The sequence below is a fragment of the Pseudomonas sp. ATCC PTA-122608 genome (assembly GCF_001952855.1).
Classification (GTDB): domain Bacteria; phylum Pseudomonadota; class Gammaproteobacteria; order Pseudomonadales; family Pseudomonadaceae; genus Aquipseudomonas.
On record NZ_LPNO01000004.1, the window covers coordinates 117,968 to 134,404 of the forward strand.

At 60.0% G+C, this 16,437-nt stretch carries 19 protein-coding genes and 1 pseudogene; all 20 read left to right on the forward strand.

Features of this window, described 5'->3' with window-relative positions; translation table 11 throughout:
* Positions 1–207 carry a phage head-tail joining protein gene (locus AU074_RS05890; RefSeq protein WP_032889620.1) on the forward strand — a complete coding sequence of 69 codons (207 nt, stop codon included), beginning with the start codon at positions 1–3 and terminating at the stop codon, positions 205–207.
* Positions 207–1,688 carry a phage portal protein gene (locus AU074_RS05895; protein WP_076013921.1) on the forward strand — a complete coding sequence of 494 codons (1,482 nt, stop codon included), beginning with the start codon at positions 207–209 and terminating at the stop codon, positions 1,686–1,688. The genes AU074_RS05890 and AU074_RS05895 overlap by 1 nt, the downstream gene beginning before the upstream one ends.
* Positions 1,685–2,815: a head maturation protease, ClpP-related gene (locus AU074_RS05900; RefSeq protein ID WP_076013922.1), complete on the forward strand. Its 1,131-nt coding sequence runs from the start codon at positions 1,685–1,687 to the stop codon at positions 2,813–2,815. Before AU074_RS05895 ends, AU074_RS05900 begins: the two co-directional genes overlap by 4 nt.
* Positions 2,812–3,150, forward strand: a complete 339-nt coding sequence (locus tag AU074_RS05905; protein ID WP_076013923.1) for a head decoration protein — start codon at positions 2,812–2,814, stop codon at positions 3,148–3,150. Before AU074_RS05900 ends, AU074_RS05905 begins: the two co-directional genes overlap by 4 nt.
* A 63-nt stretch (positions 3,151–3,213) precedes the next feature.
* Positions 3,214–4,209, forward strand: a complete 996-nt coding sequence (locus tag AU074_RS05910; protein ID WP_076013924.1) for a major capsid protein — start codon at positions 3,214–3,216, stop codon at positions 4,207–4,209.
* Positions 4,210–4,211: 2 nt separating this feature from the next.
* Positions 4,212–4,532, forward strand: a complete 321-nt coding sequence (locus AU074_RS05915) for a hypothetical protein (RefSeq protein ID WP_076013925.1) — start codon at positions 4,212–4,214, stop codon at positions 4,530–4,532.
* The gene (locus tag AU074_RS05920) at positions 4,529–5,188 is read left to right on the forward strand and encodes a hypothetical protein (RefSeq protein WP_076013926.1); all 660 of its coding nucleotides are present in this window, start codon (positions 4,529–4,531) and stop codon (positions 5,186–5,188) included. The genes AU074_RS05915 and AU074_RS05920 overlap by 4 nt, the downstream gene beginning before the upstream one ends.
* The gene (locus AU074_RS05925) at positions 5,188–5,703 is read left to right on the forward strand and encodes a hypothetical protein (RefSeq protein WP_076013927.1); all 516 of its coding nucleotides are present in this window, start codon (positions 5,188–5,190) and stop codon (positions 5,701–5,703) included. Before AU074_RS05920 ends, AU074_RS05925 begins: the two co-directional genes overlap by 1 nt.
* Positions 5,704–5,732: 29 nt before the next feature.
* A complete protein-coding gene (locus AU074_RS05930) occupies positions 5,733–6,266 on the forward strand; it encodes a phage baseplate assembly protein V (protein WP_076013993.1) in 534 nt (177 codons plus the stop codon).
* Positions 6,267–6,322: 56 nt separating this feature from the next.
* Positions 6,323–6,598: a hypothetical protein gene (locus tag AU074_RS05935; protein ID WP_076013928.1), complete on the forward strand. Its 276-nt coding sequence runs from the start codon at positions 6,323–6,325 to the stop codon at positions 6,596–6,598.
* A gap of 4 nt (positions 6,599–6,602) precedes the next feature.
* Complete coding sequence (locus AU074_RS05940) at positions 6,603–6,929, forward strand: GPW/gp25 family protein (protein ID WP_076013929.1); 327 nt, start codon at positions 6,603–6,605, stop codon at positions 6,927–6,929.
* On the forward strand, positions 6,926–7,807 hold the full coding sequence (locus AU074_RS05945) for a baseplate J/gp47 family protein (RefSeq protein WP_076013930.1): 882 nt from the start codon (positions 6,926–6,928) through the stop codon (positions 7,805–7,807). Before AU074_RS05940 ends, AU074_RS05945 begins: the two co-directional genes overlap by 4 nt.
* A 1-nt stretch (position 7,808) precedes the next feature.
* Positions 7,809–8,414: a phage tail protein I gene (locus AU074_RS05950; RefSeq protein ID WP_076013931.1), complete on the forward strand. Its 606-nt coding sequence runs from the start codon at positions 7,809–7,811 to the stop codon at positions 8,412–8,414.
* Complete coding sequence (locus tag AU074_RS05955) at positions 8,411–10,369, forward strand: phage tail protein (protein WP_076013932.1); 1,959 nt, start codon at positions 8,411–8,413, stop codon at positions 10,367–10,369. Before AU074_RS05950 ends, AU074_RS05955 begins: the two co-directional genes overlap by 4 nt.
* 8 nt (positions 10,370–10,377) lie before the next feature.
* A complete protein-coding gene (locus AU074_RS05960) occupies positions 10,378–10,977 on the forward strand; it encodes a phage tail assembly chaperone (RefSeq protein ID WP_076013933.1) in 600 nt (199 codons plus the stop codon).
* Between the two features lie 149 nt (positions 10,978–11,126).
* Positions 11,127–12,293, forward strand: coding sequence for a phage tail sheath family protein (locus AU074_RS05965; RefSeq protein WP_076013934.1), 1,167 nt, complete (start codon positions 11,127–11,129; stop codon positions 12,291–12,293).
* Between the two features lie 12 nt (positions 12,294–12,305).
* Positions 12,306–12,809: a phage major tail tube protein gene (locus AU074_RS05970; RefSeq protein WP_076013935.1), complete on the forward strand. Its 504-nt coding sequence runs from the start codon at positions 12,306–12,308 to the stop codon at positions 12,807–12,809.
* 13 nt (positions 12,810–12,822) lie between these two features.
* Positions 12,823–13,098 (forward strand): annotated as a pseudogene (locus AU074_RS34400) (phage tail assembly protein); the annotation flags it as partial.
* 39 nt (positions 13,099–13,137) lie between these two features.
* A complete protein-coding gene (locus AU074_RS34405) occupies positions 13,138–13,422 on the forward strand; it encodes a phage tail assembly protein (protein ID WP_256576854.1) in 285 nt (94 codons plus the stop codon).
* 150 nt (positions 13,423–13,572) lie between these two features.
* The gene (locus AU074_RS05980) at positions 13,573–16,431 is read left to right on the forward strand and encodes a phage tail tape measure protein (protein ID WP_076013937.1); all 2,859 of its coding nucleotides are present in this window, start codon (positions 13,573–13,575) and stop codon (positions 16,429–16,431) included.
* Positions 16,432–16,437 lie beyond the last annotated feature (6 nt).

Sequence of the window (16,437 nt, forward strand, 5' to 3'; positions counted from 1 at the left end):
ATGTCGTTTACCCCGAAGCACCTCGAAGCCATCGAGCGCGCCATTGCACGCGGTGAAAAGACCGTGCGCTACAGCGACCGCACTGTGGAGTACCGCTCCATCGACGAACTGCTCAAGGCTCGCGACGAGATTCGTACGTCGCTGAGTCAAGCCGCCGGGCCGCGCTCCCGCGTGATCCGACTTACCCACGGAGGCAAGGGAATCTAATGGCCCGACATTATCCGACGCTGACCCGTAACGGATTCTTGCTGCCGTCGAACATCAAGGCCAGTTACGAAGGCGCCGGTGAGGGCCGACGTTCGGCCAGTTGGGAGGCCACCGACAACGGCATCAACAGCATCAACACCCCGGCCCTGCGCAACCTGCGGGCACGTTCGCGGGCGGCGGTGCGCAATGATCCGTACGCGTTCAACGTCATCGACAAGCGCGTCAGCAACCTGATCGGCACCGGCATCACGCCCAGGCCGACTACCGAAGACGCAGAGTTGCGCAAACTGCAGCAGCAGCTATGGGATGACTGGGTGGATGAAGCGGATGCCGATGAACTGACCGACTTCTACGGCATGCAGGCCCTGGTAGCTCGCACGGTGGAAACGGCGGGCGAGTGCTTTGTGCGGTTACGGCCGCGCAGCCTGAGCGAGGGTTTGGCGGTGCCACTGCAGCTACAGGCGCTGGCGCCTGAATTCGTCCCGCACGATAAGTTCGAGACGTCCAAAAACGGCAATGTGATCCGCGCCGGGATCGAGTTCAACCCAGCCGGCAAGCGGGTGGCGTACTGGATGTACTTGTCGCACCCACGCGATTCATCGTCGCTGAACGTCGGTTACAACCAATTGGTGCGTGTGCCGGCGGCGCAGGTGTTGCACATCTTTGAACCGATGGAGCCTGGGCAGTTGCGCGGCGTGCCGCGTCTGGCGCCAGTGTTGAAGCGCCTGCGCAGTCTCGACAACTACGACGACGCGGTGCTGTTCCGGCAGGAGGTGGCGAACCTGTTCGCGGGCTTCATCAAGCGCCCGGCACCGGAGGCAACGCAGCAGCCTCGCGATCCCGTTACGGGCATGCCATTGAACGTTGACCGCGACGGTTTCACACCGATGGTGGCCCTGGAGCCCGGCACCATGCAGGAGCTGGGGCCAGGTGAAGAGGTGGAGTTCTCCAAGCCACCGGACGCCGGCAACAACTATCCGGACTTCATGCGTCAGCAGCTGATGGCAGCGGCGGCGGGGTCGGGCACGCCATACGAAATACTCACTGGCGACATGCGCGAGGTCAACGATCGGGCGCTGCGGGTGGTGCTCAACGAGTTTCGTCGGCGCTTGGAGCAGCTGCAATTCGGCGTGTATGTGCATCAGTTGTGTCGCCCTGTGCGGGCCGCCTGGATGGACATGGCGGTTCTGTCCGGCGCCCTGGTGCTGGATGACTACGCGCAACGTCGCCGTGAATATCTGCGCACGCGCTGGGTGCCACAAGGCTGGGCCTATATCCAGCCGGTGCAGGACGTACAGGCGCGGCGGATGGAAGTGCAGGCGGGCTTTGGTTCTCGCAGTGAGATGTGTCTGCGCAACGGCTACGACGCCGAAACCATCGACGCTGAAAACGCTGCCGACCTCGCCAGGTCCACGGACCTCGGCCTCAACTACACCACGCTTGACGCCATCGAGCCGATTGATGACAAGGAACAACCATGAGTAAAAAAGCCAAGCCCCGCGTTTATGACAAGGCGGGCAAGCAGGTAAAGGTCGCCGATAACAGCTGGTACACCCTCCAGGCCAGTGGCGAAGCCGAGCAACGCAACATCGAAATCTTCGTGTATGGCGAGATCGGTGCCTGGGGCGTCACCGCCAATCAGTTCGTGCAAGATCTGCGCGCCATGGATGACGGCGTGTCGCCAGTGATCGTTGCGTTCAACAGCATCGGCGGAGACCTGTTCGACGGCCTGGCGATCCACAACGCACTGTCGCGCCTGGGCGAGCGTTGCACGGGTCGCATTGATGCCCTGGCGGCGAGCGCGGCCAGTGTCGCGGTGTGCGGCGCTCACCGAGTGGTGATCGCGGCAAATGCCATGCTGATGATCCACAACCCATACACCTACGCCGGTGGTGATGCCGAAGACTTCCGCCGTGTCGCGGACGTGCTGGACCAAACCCTGGAAGCGATCATCGCGGCTTACAAGGCGAAGGCGCCGGACATCGACGAAGCCGAGCTGCGGCGCATGGTCAACGCTGAAACCTGGCTCACGGCCAATGAGGCGGTGGCGCTGGGTCTGGCGGATGAAGTCGGCGACGGCCTCAAGGTCAGCGCCTGTCTCGGCCAGGGCAGCGTGTTGCAGCGCTTCCATCATGCGCCGCCTGAACTGCTCGCCCAGTTGGAGGAAGAGCCTGAAGCCGAACCGCCTGATCCAGATCCTGCCCCTGTGCTGGACGCGGCCAAGTTGGCGCTGATGGTCACCCAGGGATGTGCAGCGGCCGGCATCAGCAACCTGGTGGACCCGATACTCGCTGCGACGAGGCTGGAAAGCGAAGCGGTGATCCAGGCAGCACTATCCAATGCAAAAGCCTTGCACGGCCTCTGTGTCGCGGCACGGTTGCCAGAGCTGGCCGGCGAATTTATCACGGCGGGCCTGGATGAAGCTGCAGTTCGTGCTCGTCTCTTCGACAAGCTGGTCGGCAGTGGCGGCGGCTTTGAAATCAATAACAGCCTGCCGCTGGACGAGGATCCAGCCCTAACGGTCAAGGCCAAGCAGGTCGACACTCACTCAATCTGGGCCACCCGTCAGGCGGCGCAGAACGGTAACTCGAAAGGAGCAAGAGCATGAAAATTGAATCGATGCACGCAGGCGAGTTCCTGCTGTCTGAGGGCGCCGGCAATATTTCCCGCGAAGCGATCAATGTCGCCGCCGGTGCCGCCTTGGAACCGGGTCAGATCCTGGGGCTGGTCACCCTCACCAGCGAGTTTGCTCCGTATCAGTCGACCGCCGAGGACGGCACCGAAAACGCCATCGCGATCCTCTACGGGCCGCTGGGCGAATCGGATGTACCACGTCGCGGTCGCGCCATCGTGCGGCTGGCCGAGGTCAGCGAAGCGCATTTGACCGGCCTCGACCCCGCCGCCGAAAAGGCTCTGGCTACCCATTTCGTGATCGTCCGCTAAGACGCTCACCCCGTTTATCCAACCCGCCGAGCGCGGGATTTTTCGTTTTTGGAGAGTACCCCCATGGCCGATATCGCCATTTTTGAAGATGACGCGTTCAGTGTTTCCTCGCTGACCGCTGCAATTAATGAGCAGGAATATCTTCCAGGACGCATCAGCAGCCTGGGCCTGTTCCGTGAAGAGGGCATCAGCACCCTGACCGTGCAGATCGAGAAGGATGGCGACACCCTGGCGCTGGTGCCAGCCGGTGAGCGTGGCACCTCGGGCCTGGTTGTCGGCGGGACCAAGCGTCAGATGATTCCCTTCAACACTGTGCACCTGCCCGAACGCTTTGCCATCAAGGCGGATGAGATCCAGGGCATCCGAGCTTTTGGCTCGCGCACAGAGTTGCAGTCTGTGCAGGATGTGGTCAACAAGCGCTTGGCGAAGGCCCGGCGTCAGTTGGATGCCACTCATGAATTCCAGCGCATGGGCGCCCTGAATGGACAAATCCTGGATGCTGACGGCAAGACCTCGCTGCTGGATATCTACAAGACGTTCGGCGTGGTTCGTAAGAAGCTGCCGATGGGCTTGGGCAACCCGGACACTGAGCTGCGTATCCGTGCCGGTGAAGCGCTCGATATGCAAGAGGAAGCTCTGGGCAGCATCACCAGCACCGGCTCCCGCGCCTTCTGCGGCAAAAATTTCTGGAACAAGCTGATCGTCCACAAGTCGGTCAAAGAGACCTACCTCAACACCATGCAGGCCGCGTCCCTGCGTGGCGATGCCCGTGAGAGTTTCGAGTTCGGCGGGATCGTCTGGGAGCGCTATCGCGGCAAGGTGGCGGGAGTTTCTTTTGTCCATGACGACAAGGCGCTGCTGATTCCTGAAGGCGTCCCGGATCTGTATATCTCGTCCTTTGCACCGGCCGACTATATGGAAACGGTCAATACCCAGGGCATCCCGTACTACAGCAAGATCGAGCCGCTGCCGTTCAACAAGGGCGTGGCCGGTGAAGCTCAGTCAAACCCGCTGCACCTGTGCACGCGGCCCCTGGCGCAGATCCTGCTGGAGCTCTGACCGTGAGCTTTCGCGACCTGGTCGCCGAAGTCGACGCGGTGGTGTTCGAAACACTGGGCGATACCGCACGGATCGAGGGTCGCGAACAACCAGTGCTCGGCATGTTCGCTGCACCCTGGTTACAGCCCAAGCTCGGCAAGCTGAATACCGGCTTGCGCGAGCCTCGGTTTGAAATTCGCGTCAGCGATTCGGAGGGCCTTGTGCGTGGGCTGTTGGTCAGCATCGATCTCCCTGCCTTGGATGGCGGCGGCGATTACGACCTGCTGCAGTTGGAGCCGAGCGGCGACGGTCTGGTGGCCCTGATCTTGAGGTTACGCCCATGAGTGTCGGTAGCTACTACAAGCCCTCCGCTGGCGGCGGGATGATCTCTATCCAGTCCTCGGCCGCAGACCTCCAGGCGTTTCAGGACTTCGCCAAGTTGGTGCCCAAGGCAGCGGCTACGGCGCAACGTCGAGCGATAAACAAGACTCTGGGGTGGTTGCGCACGCACATCGCCCGGGCAGTCAGTCGCCAGGAGCGCATTGCTGTTGCGGCGGTGCGTCAGCGGTTGCGCAGTTACCCCGTGTCTGGCGGATCTGCGAGCGGCAAGCTGTGGTTTGGTTTAAACGCCATTGAGTCCAGCCGAATCGGACGAGCGCGGCAGACCGGCAGTGGTGTTTCGGTGGCCGGGCGGCGGTACCAGGGCGCGTTCCTAAAAAAGGTCTACGGCAACAAAGCAGACATCTGGATTCGTACTGCGAGCAAGCATTTCAACGCAGACGATTATCCCGATAGCACGGTGTCACCCGGTCGAGGGCCAAGTTCAGGGTGGGTTGCGGAAAACGGCAGCCGCTTTCCGCTGGCCAAGGCCAAAGTGTCTCTGGAGCAAGCCCGTCCGCACTTTGAAAGCTGGGTACAAAAGGCCGATGAACGCTTGCTGGAGATCCTAAAGCAGGAACTCAACTTTGAGCTGCAGAAGTACCTCAAGAGGAACGGGTAATGGCTGACGAACCTTTCAGCTTGGATCAGCTATACCAAGCGGTCGAGCACCACCTGGTGAGGCATCTGCCAGGAGTTCAGACCGTGAGGGCCTGGCCCGACATCCAGGACCGCATTGCGTTGCCGGCGGTGTTTCTGGAGCTGGCCGAGATTGAGCCCGGTGTCGATATCGGCACGGGCGAAACTACGTTGGTGTGCAAATTTGAAGCGCGCATCATTGTTGACCCAATCCAGCCCATGCATCAGCAGCAGGCGGTGCAACTCGTTACTCAGCTCGCCGTCATACTTCGGGCGCAGACCTGGGGGCTTGAAGTCGAACCGGCTGAGTTCGTTCAGGCCGTGCAGGACTGGACTCAGCCGGTGTTGGATGGTTACACCGTCTGGCTGGTGGAATGGACGCAGCAGGTGTACGTCGGCCCTGAAGAGTGGCCTTGGCCTGATCAGCCACCGGGCATGCTGATATTCGGATTTAACAACAATGCCAAAGAGGACTTTGTGCCAGCGGAGGACGTTTGAGCGGCTACGCCAGCGCCCAACATGACCGCATGCTCGCGGGCCTGGTCAAGGCTTGTTATGTGGTGGCGCTCGATCTGGCTGCCTCTCCACCCATGTGCCGGGTGTCGGATGGCGAATGGGTTAGCGCTTGGGTGCGTTGGCACAGTATCGCAGCCGGGAAGGCCAGGCACTGGCGGGCGCCGTCTATGGGCGAGCAGGGGACGTTGGTCAGCGCTAGCGGTGACGTGGCACAAGGCACCTTCATTCCCGGGTTGTATGGTAATGCCGGCCCCCCGCCGGATAACCGCGATCATGTGGAAGTCTGGCGCTTTGATGACGGCGGTTCACTGATCTACGACTGGCAAGCCAAGAGCTACAGCATCACTCTGCCCAGCGGCACGGTGACCATCAAAGTCGCCAGCACTGAGGCGGTCATCACGGACAGCGCCGTGAACGTGACCACCGGCAACATCAACCTGAAAGCGGCGGTGACCATCGATGGCGCGTTACACGTCACGAAAGGCATCACAAGTGCCGGCGCGATCATTGATGCCGGTGGCAACAGCAACCACCACACGCATTAATTTCAACTTACAACAGCCCACCCAGTGTGGGCTTTTTCATATCTGGAGTGTGCCTTATGAGTAAGTCTAAGACTGAGGGTGATGCTGCCGTCAGCGAAGCCATTGCAGTACCGGGAGTGAAACCAGCACCGGTGGGGTTTCCCGCAACGGCTGGCCCGGTTGCGTCTGACGCAACCTTACGTATTTTTCGCGATAAGGTTTTCACCTCTCGCACCTTGATCATGCCGAGCGGCGGCCAGCTTGCTGTCGTTGCTAGTCGCGTTACGGCTGGCGACGATGATCAATATGCCTTCTTGAAAGCGCATCCAGATCTGGAGCAATTGCTGGAGTAATTAAATGATCGGAATGGACCGCCATACAGGCCTGCCTATTTCCGGCGTCGCGCATTTACGCCAGTCCGTTACAGACATCTTGAGCACGCCGTTGGGCAGTCGTCGGCACCGTATGGATTACGGCAGCAAGCTGCGCCGGTTTGTTGACTTGCCCGTTAATGAGGGCTGGAAAAGCTCCGTACAGGCAGAAGTTGCTAGGGCCTTGGGGCGCTGGGAGCCGCGTTTGAAGCTGGATCAGGTGCGCGTCATTTCCGTTATCGGCGGGCAAATCAACCTGAAAATCGCCGGTGAGTACCTGGGCGACAGCGTCATGTTGGAGGTGGGCGTATGAGTATCGTTGATTTGTCGTCGTTGCCGGCGCCGAGCGTGTTGGAGCCTCTGGACTTCGAAGAGGTTTATCAGGAAGGGCTGGGCGTCTTTCGCGGGTACATGGGCGGCAACTGGACCGCCGCGCTTGAAAGCGATCCGGTGACTAAGGTGCTTGAGCTCGGCGCTTACATCAAGGTCGGCAACCGTGCGCGGGTCAATGACGCTGGCAAAGCACTGTTACTGGCACACGCCATAGGCGGTGACCTCGATCACTTGGGGGCCAACGTCAATCTGAAGCGGCTGGTCATTCAAGCCGAGGATCTGCTGGCGGTGCCACCGGTGCCGGAGGCCAAGGAGGACGACGATCCGTTTCGCGAGCGTATCCAGTTGGCCTATGAAGGATTGACCACGGCAGGTCCGCGTAACAGCTACATCCTGCACGCACGCAACGCCTCGGGGTTGGTGGCAGATGCCACGGCCGAAAGCCCGGCCCCGTGTTTCGTTACGGTAACGGTGCTGGGTTTGGATGGGGAAGGCGAGGCGTCGCCGGAGCTGCTGACGACTGTGGCCACCGCGCTGAATGACGACGACGTGCGGCCGGTAGGGGATCGGGTGACAGTGCAGAGCGCGCAAGTGATCCGCTACCGAGTTAACGCGATTCTGCACATGGCCAGCGCCGGCCCCGAAGCGGATGCCAGTTTGGCCGAGGCGAAAAGTCGATTGGCGGCCTGGATCAATCCGCGCAAACGGCTGGGCGTCGAGGTCGCCCGGTCCGCTGTAGACGCTCAGTTGCACGTTGCCGGCGTTTCTCGGGTGGAGCTGACAGGCTGGCAGGACTTGGTGCCCACCAAGGCGCAGGCGGCGTTCTGTACGGGCTACACCGTGAATCTGGCGGTCTGATATGAAAAGCCTACTGCCGATCAATAGCTCGCAACTGGAACGGGCCATAGAGGCCGCGTTTTTCGAGAAGACGATTGTCCCGCTGCGCGACCTCTACAACGCCGATACCTGTCCGGTGCATTTGCTACCGCATCTGGCGTGGGCATGGTCGGTGGATCGCTGGGACTACCGATGGACCGAGGCGGTCAAGCGCGGAGCCATTAAGGCCTCTTACTACATCCATGCCCACAAAGGGACCATCGGCGCGCTGCGCCGGGTGGTCGAGCCCCTGGGCTACCTGATTGAAATTATCGAGTGGTTCAACACCGATCCGGAGGGCGTGCCGGGCACTTTCGCGCTGACGGTCGGTGTCCTCGATACCGGTATCACCGAGGAAATGTATCAGGAACTTGAACGCCTGATCGACGACGCCAGGCCGGTCACTCGCCACCTGACGGGTCTAGCAATCAGCCTGGAAACCCAAGGCCTATTAGGCGTAGGCGTGACGGTTTATGAAGGCGATGAAATCAGCGTCTATCCGCCAATGCAACGCCACATTGAAGTCACCGGCTATCTCGGAGCCGTTGCCCGCGAACACACCATTGATACCCTGGACGTGTACCCATGATCGATTCCAACTCGCAGTTTTTTGCCATCCTCACCGCTGTCGGTGAAGCCAAGCAGGCCAATGCAAACGCCTTGGGCGTTCCGTGGAAACTCACACACTTAGGTGTCGGCGATGCGAGCGGCACAGACCCCGTTCCCAGTCGCCTGCAAACCAAACTGATCAACGAGCGCCGCCGCGCGCCACTCAATCAGCTCAAAATCGATCCCGCCAATCCCTCGGTATTGGTCGCCGAGCAGGTAATCCCCGCCGATGTAGGTGGCTGGTGGGTGCGCGAGATTGGCCTTTACGATTCCGACGGCGATTTAGTGGCAGTAGCTAACTGCGCGCCGAGCTTCAAGCCGCTGCTGGCTCAAGGCTCCGGCCGCACGCAGATCGTGCGTATGAACTTCATTGTTTCCAGCATCACCAACGTGGTGTTGAAGATCGATCCTGCGATTGTCCTGGCCACTCGCGAGTACGTGGACCTTTCCATCGAAGCGGTCCTACCGCCGAATAAAACGCCTGGCACTTGGTTTCAAGTCACGACGGACAAGCGTGGCGTAGTTGTGTCTGGTCGTAATCCAAGCACTTTAGAGGGGTTCGGCATTACCAATGCGCTGGCGATTGGTCAGTATGGTTTGGGGGCGACGAGTGCACCGGTGATGGGGGTCGATACCATCGGCCTGCCTGGTGGTTTTTACTACTATGGCGCTGGCGGGACCACCTTCGGAAATAACGTAGGTCTGGTAAACATCCCCTATGGCGCCAACACGTATGCCGGCCAAATTGGTTTCGAGCAAGGCAACACAGAACCAAGAATTTTAGTGCGCGGCGGTAAATCGGCCAACGTATGGACAGCGACTCGCGAGCTATTTCACACCGGCAACTTTGACCCGACCACCAAGGCGAACAAGGCTACTACCCTGGCTGGCTATGGCATCACCAACGCCTACACGATGGGCCAGATAGATAGCGCGCTTAACCTCAAAGCTCCGCTTGCTAGCCCTGTTTTCACTGGTGCACCGGGATGTCCAACCGCCCCCAACGGGTCCAACAACTCTTTGCTGGCTAACACTGCCTTTGTGCAAAAGTCTGTCCAAGACGCGATCACAGCGGTAATGGACGGAGCACCGGGTGCGCTCGACACGCTCAAAGAGCTGGCTACGGCTCTGGGAAATGATCCGAATTTTTCCACCACTATCTTGACCGCGCTAAATGGAAAAGCGGCTAAAGCAACCACGCTCGCGGGCTACAGCATCACTGATGCACTGTCGATTGGTCAGTACGGTTTGGGCGCTACTGCTGCGCCAATGATGGGAATCGATACGGTTGGCTTACCAGGCGGTTTTTATTATTACGGCGATGGCGGCACCGGCTTTGCCAACAACGTCGGTCTGGTCAACATTCCATATGGCAACTCAGGGTACGCCGGTCAGATCGGCTTTCGGCAAGGGTTGGTCGAACCTGATATCTACGTTCGTGGTGGCCGTTCTAATGGCGTATGGGGCAACACTCGTAAGCTATGGCACACCGGGAACCTTGACCCGAATAACATCCTACCGCCGGGAACTACCATCGCCTTTGCCGGGCCAAGCGTTCCTGTAGGGTTCCTCAAGGAAAACGGCTCGGCGGTTTCGCGTACTGCGTATGCAAATCTGTTCGCTGCAATCGGCACAACCTATGGCGCGGGCGACGGCAGCACGACGTTCAACCTTCCCGACAGCCGTGGCGAATTTATTCGAGGTGCTGACGATGGCCGGGGAATTGATCCAGGCCGGGCGGTAGGTAGCTGGCAAGACTCCCAAAACAAGGACCACAGCCACCTGTATGGCGCTGTCCACAGTACCAACTATGGCCTCAGTGCAACCGGTATCGCAGGGGTGAGCCCAGGTCAGGTTCAGTATTCGACCTCGTCCTCCGGCGGAAGCGAGGCCCGCCCACGCAGCACCGCGCGACTTATGTGCATCAAATACTGAGGTGATCCATGAATGAATCCACGCTGGTGGTGTACCAGGCCCACCCCCTTACCGGCGAATATCTCGGGCCTTGCCATGCCGACCCAGATCCACTTGAGGAGGGACACTGGTTAATCCCTGCTATGGCATTTGCTGAGCCCCCACCCGATGCGGAACCGGGTTTTGCAGCTGTGCATGTAGCTGACAGCAATCTGGTCTGGAGTCTGGTTCCTGATCATCGGGGCATTGTCTATCAGACAGACACAGGTCAGGCGACGCAGTGGCAGGAGCTGGGAACGCTCCCCGAAAGTGTGACCGCAATACCCTATCCGGGAATGGGTTATCGCTGGGACACTGCCGAGTGGGTGCTCGACGACAACTTGCGCCAAGCGGGCTTGATCATGGCAGAGCGTCTGTGGCGAGATACCGAAATCGAAGCGGTCAAATGGCTTCGGGAGCGTCACCGCGACCAACAGGAAATCGGTGTAGCACCAACGCTCTCGGCGATCCAGTTTCATGAACTACTCGTGTACATCCAAGCGCTTCGCGATTGGCCGCAGGCCTCCGCGTTCCCAGCATCAGATGAACGCCCCGGCGTACCCGAGTGGATTGCCGACCAGTCGCAGTAACCTCGCCAGTACCGGTATCCATTCAACTTACAGGCCCCCGCGCTCGCCCAAGCCGAAAAATACCCAGCTATGTTGGGGTGTTTTTATCCCTGTTAAACCTTGAAAGCCTCGCTTGTGCGGGGCTTTTCCAATTCTGGAGATTGACCTTTATGAGTTTCTTTCACGGCGTCACCACGACTTCGGTTGATACCGGCGCACGCACCATCTCGCTGCCGTCGTCGTCGATCATTGGGCTGTGCGACACCTTCGCCCCGGGCGTCCTCGGCGGCGGTACTGCCAAGGCCGGCGAGTTGAAGTTGATCACCACCGAGCGCGAAGCCATCGCCGCTTTTGGCGCTGACTCGGCGATCACTAAGGCTTGTAAGGCGATCTATACCAAGACCAAGGCGGTAATCGTCGCTATCGGCGTGCCGAAGCTGGAAGACTCCGCGCTGCAAACCTCGGCGATTATCGGCGGTGTTTTGGCGTCGGGTCAGCGCACCGGCCTGCAAGCTTTGCTCGATGGCAAAAGCCTGTTCAACGCGCAGCCGCGACTGTTGATTGCGCCGGGTCATACAGCCACTCAGGCGGTTGCCACCGCGCTCGATAGCCTGGCGCAGAAGCTCCGGGCTATCGGCATTCTCGACGGTCCTGGCACTACGGACGAGGCCGCCATGCTTTACGCCGATAACTTCGGCAGCCGTAACCTGTTCATGGTTGACCCCGGTGTTCAGTACTGGGACACCGACCTCAGCAAGACCGTGGACGCCCCGGGTTCAGCCTGGGCCGCTGGCTTGTTTGCCTGGACAGATGCGGAGTACGGCTTCTGGGCCTCGCCGTCGAACAAGGAATTTACCGGCATCACCGGCACGACCCGGGCTGTGGAGTATCTGGACGGTGACGCGACGTGCCGGGCCAACCTGCTAAACAACGCCAATATCGCAACGATCATCCGCGATGACGGCTATCGCCTATGGGGTAACCGCACCTTGTCGAGTGATCCCAAGTGGGCCTTCGTTACCCGTGTTCGTACGCTGTTCATCCTCATGGATGCGGTGCAGGCCGGCCACAAGTGGGCGGTAGACCGCTCAATCACCAAGACCTACGTCAAGGATGTGACGGACGGCCTGGAAGCCTTCATGCGCGACCTGAAAGCCCAGGGCGCAATTATCAACTTCGAAGTTTTCCCGGACACCGAGCTGAACACGGCCAGCCAAATTGCCCAGGGCAAGGTTTATTGGCGCATCCGTTTCACCGACGTACCGCCGGCCGAAAACCCGAATTTCCTTTTCGAAGTCACCGATCAGTGGATGACCGAAGTTCTTGAAGCAGCCTAAGGGGCACCGTCAATGATTCCTCAAACTTTGTTTAACACCAACCTGTTTGTCGACGGCGTGAACTTCGCCGGCGACGTGCCTAGCCTGACGCTGCCAAAGCTGACTACCAAGACCGATGAATATCGCGCTGGCGGCATGGCCGGCGCCATTGAGATGGACCAAGGCCTGGAAAAAATGGAGGCGTCCTTTGTTACCAAAGGCGTGCGCCGTGAGTCGCTGAAGTACTTCGGCCTGGCCGATGGCAGCGCTTTTAACGCGACGTTCCGGGGCGCCTTCAAGGGGCAGAAAGGGGCTGTGACGGCCGTTGTCGCAACCTTGCGCGGTCGACTCAAAGAGGTCGACCTGGGCGACTGGAAAGCCGGTGATCCGGCCGAGATTAAATACGCCATCGCGGTCGCTTACTACAAGCTCGAAATCGACGGGCGCCTCATGTACGAAATCGACATGGTCGCCGGCGTGCAGGTGATCGACGGCAAAGACCAACTCCTCGAAGTGCGCAACGCGCTCGGCATGTAAGGGATAGACCCAGATGAATCAAGCAACTGCTAAGAAAGTACCGGCCTGGTTGTCGCTCAGCGCGCTCGCTGCGGTCGTTACGCTCACGCGGCCAAGCAATGCCAACGGCGTGCTGGTCGAGACATTTACCTTGCGTGCCCCGGCGGTGCGCGAAGTGCGGGCAGCCGATAAGGCGTCCAATGGCGACGAGGAACAGCGTGAGCTGATGCTGTTCGCTGGCTTGGCCGATGTGGGCGTTAAGGATCTTGAAGGCCTCAAACTTGCGGACTATCGCCGTGTTCAGGCCGCTTATTCGCACCTGGTACCTGATACTGACTACACGGCGGTGATGCCACCGTGGCTGTCTGTCACCACCGATCAGGCCTTGGTTACGCTTTCTTGCCCGAACGAAATCAACGGGGTGTTGGTTGATAAATTGGCTCTGCGCTCCCCGACAGTGGGCGATGTGCGCGCAGCTAATCGTGACGCGGCTGGTGATGACGAGCAGCGCGAGCTGGTGTTGTTTGCCGCGCTGTCCGGTGCGCCTGTCGCGGATCTGGAGGGCCTGAAGTTGGTGGATTTTAACCGTTTGCAGGCCGGCTATTTTCGTATGGACCAAGACGACGGGCTTTGATCCTGGCGTTATAAAAATGGCCGCGAAACGTCTGGCGGCGGAAACAGGATTTTCCGCTGCCGAGATTCAGTCAATGCCGTTTGCTGAGATGGTGTGGTGGCTCACGGATTGAGCTGCCGTCGATAAGGCTGCGCAAATGGGGGCCAAGACATGGCTAACAAACTCGCCCTCGGGCTAGTGATTGGCGGCGCCGTCAGTTCGACGGTCGGCGCTGCATTCAAGGACGTTACGGGGCGAATCAAGCGCCTTGAGGCGGAAGGCAAAAAGTCGCGCGTTCTGCAAAGTGCTATCGGTGACACGATTCGCCTGCGGGATGAGTGGAAGAAAGCCCACGACAGCGGCTCAGCAGGGGCTTCAAAGCTGCTGGGCCGGTTGAACTCCAACCTCGACAGTTTAAAAAAGCAGGGGATCGAGGTTGGCCGTTTGGAGAAGGCCTATCGGTCTATGGGGCAAGCGGCCAACAAAGCCGAGCTTAAAGCCAAGGGGCATCAGCAGCTCGATGCCGGTAAAGCTGGCATGAAAAGCGCTGTCGGCGCCGCTGTCGTGGGTGTCGGTGTGCTGGCCGTTCCGACGAAGGTCAGCGCGGACTTTGGCGCCATTGTTCGTGACATCGCGATCAAGGCCGGCATTGCCAACAAACCTCAAGAAAAGGAGATGTCGCGCAAGATTATTGACACCTCGCGCGGCACCGGCATGGCGCGCAATGACGTCGCCGACGTGGTTAACCAGTTGGTCGGCGCCGGCATGGAGTTGAGCAAGGCGCTGGAATATGCGCCGGTCGCGGCCAAGTTTGTCGTGGGCCAAGGGTCGAACGGTGTCGACACGGCGAAGATGATCAACGCCCTGGGGCAAAACGCCAAGATTACCGACCCCAAGGAGATGCAGCAGGCGCTGGAGGCAATTGCCTATCAAGGGCAAGCGGGCAGCTTTGAAGCGGCCGACATGGCTAAATGGTTTCCTGAATTGTTGGCGAACATGGGCAGCCTGGGCATCACTGGCATGGATGCGGTGACACAGTTGGGTGCCATGCTGCAAGTACAGATGAAGTCTGCCGGCGGCGCTGATGAGGCGGCCAACAACCTCAAAAACTGGATGGGCAAAATCGGCTCAGGCGAAACCGTCAAGGCGTATGGCAAGGCCGGTATCGACTACAAGGGCTCGATGCAAACCGGTTTGCAGAACGGTATGTCGACGCTGGAAACCAGCATGGCGTTGGCTCAGAAGTACATCCAAGCCACCGATCCTAAGCGCGCGGCGGCAATGGCCGAGGCAACGGCGAAAATCAGCAAGGAATCCGACCCAGAGAAAGCTAAGGCCATGATGGCCTCGCTGGAGGAGTCCTTGCGCACTGGCGACCTGTTCGCTGACATGCAGGTCAAGGCCGCGCTTTCTGCCTACATGCAGAACAAGGCGCTGTACAGCCAGCTCAAAAACGATTCGCGCGATGCTACCGGCATCCTCGACAAAAACCTCAGCGAGAGGCGTGAAGCGTCGTCGCAGAAGTGGGCCGAAATGGCCCAGTCGATGGATGACGCCATGCGTAGCGTGGGGGATGCTCTGCGCCCCGTCACGGACACCGTGGCCGAAACGCTGACCCGAGTAACCAAGGGCATTACCTCGCTGTCTGATAGCGCGCCAGGGGTGGTGACGGGTATTGCGGCAGTTGGCGGTGGGTTGATCGCGCTAAAAGGACTGCTTAGCTCGTTCAAAATCGCCAAAGGATTGCTCAATGTGGCGCGGGGCTCGTTGGGCGGCAAGTCCGGCGAAGTGCAAAAAGTCTTTGTGACCAATGCCGAGGATGGCAAGAGTGGCGGCGATGATGCTGAGCCCAAAGGCAAGGCCGGCAAAGCGCTGTCGTTGGTCGAGACCGGGCTCAAGGCGGTAGCGGCCTTTAAGGGCCAGCCTGCCGATGGCGACGACGAAGCGGATGGCGATAGCGACAAGAAGCCTGGAAAATTCGACCTTGTCGCGACTGGCCTTAAGGTGGTTTCGCTAGCTAAAGACGCTGTGTCTGGCGACGACGACGGCGGCGCAAGTGGTGACTCGAAGGCAGGTGAAGACGGCGTTAAGAAGGTTTTCGTCGTTAACGCGAGTGCAATGGGTGGGGGCTCTGGAGGGCCAGGCGAAGCACGCCGGCGCGGTCGGGGTTCAAGGCGTAATCCCTCACGTCGTCGGCCGCCAGTACCACGTCCGCCGGTACCGGGTCCACGTCCGCCAGTGCCAATCCCACGCCCGCCGATTCCACCGGTACCGGTGCCTAACGGTGCGATGGCCCGGCTGGGCGGGGTAGTGCAAGCGGTCGGTAAGATCGGCAAAGCCGCCAAGATGATCCCCGGGGGCTCGCTGATGGAGGCGGGCGCCATGGCCTTCGACACCTACGAAAACGCCAAAACTAAGGACGAGCAGGCCGAGGGTTATGGTGCGGCCGCTGGCAACCTCGCCGGCACTATGGCGGGCGCTGCGGCAGGGGCCGCTATTGGTTCAGTGGTGCCGATCATCGGTACCGCTATTGGCGGGCTGGTGGGCGCTTACTTCGGCAGCATGGGTGGTTCTGCCCTGGGCGGCGCTGCGGGTAAGTCGTGGTTTGGCGGGGATGACGAAAAGCCCGACCCGCCGGTAACGCCATTGCTGATGGCGCCCCGGCCGGGGCCAGCTATTCCAACTCTGGCCACCATGGGCAAGTCATATAGTGGCGCGAACGGTACGGGTGCGCTGCTGATGGCGCCGGCAACTCAGGTGCCCGCGCCGGGGGATGCAGCGCGCTCCCTGGCCGTGTCTGCGCCGGCCAAATCGGCGGCCGTGGCAATTCAGCCCAAAGAGCCTGAGAAGCCTGTCCCGGCGAATGTGGATCAAAAGTTTGAGTACTCGCTGAGCATGCCGGTAACGGTGCAAGGGGATGTGAAAGATCCACAACGCTTGGCGCAGGATCTCATGCCGCATATGCGGTTAATGATGGCGGATGCGGCGAAACAAAACGCTGCGAAGCTATACGACGAACCGCACCTGTAAGGAGGC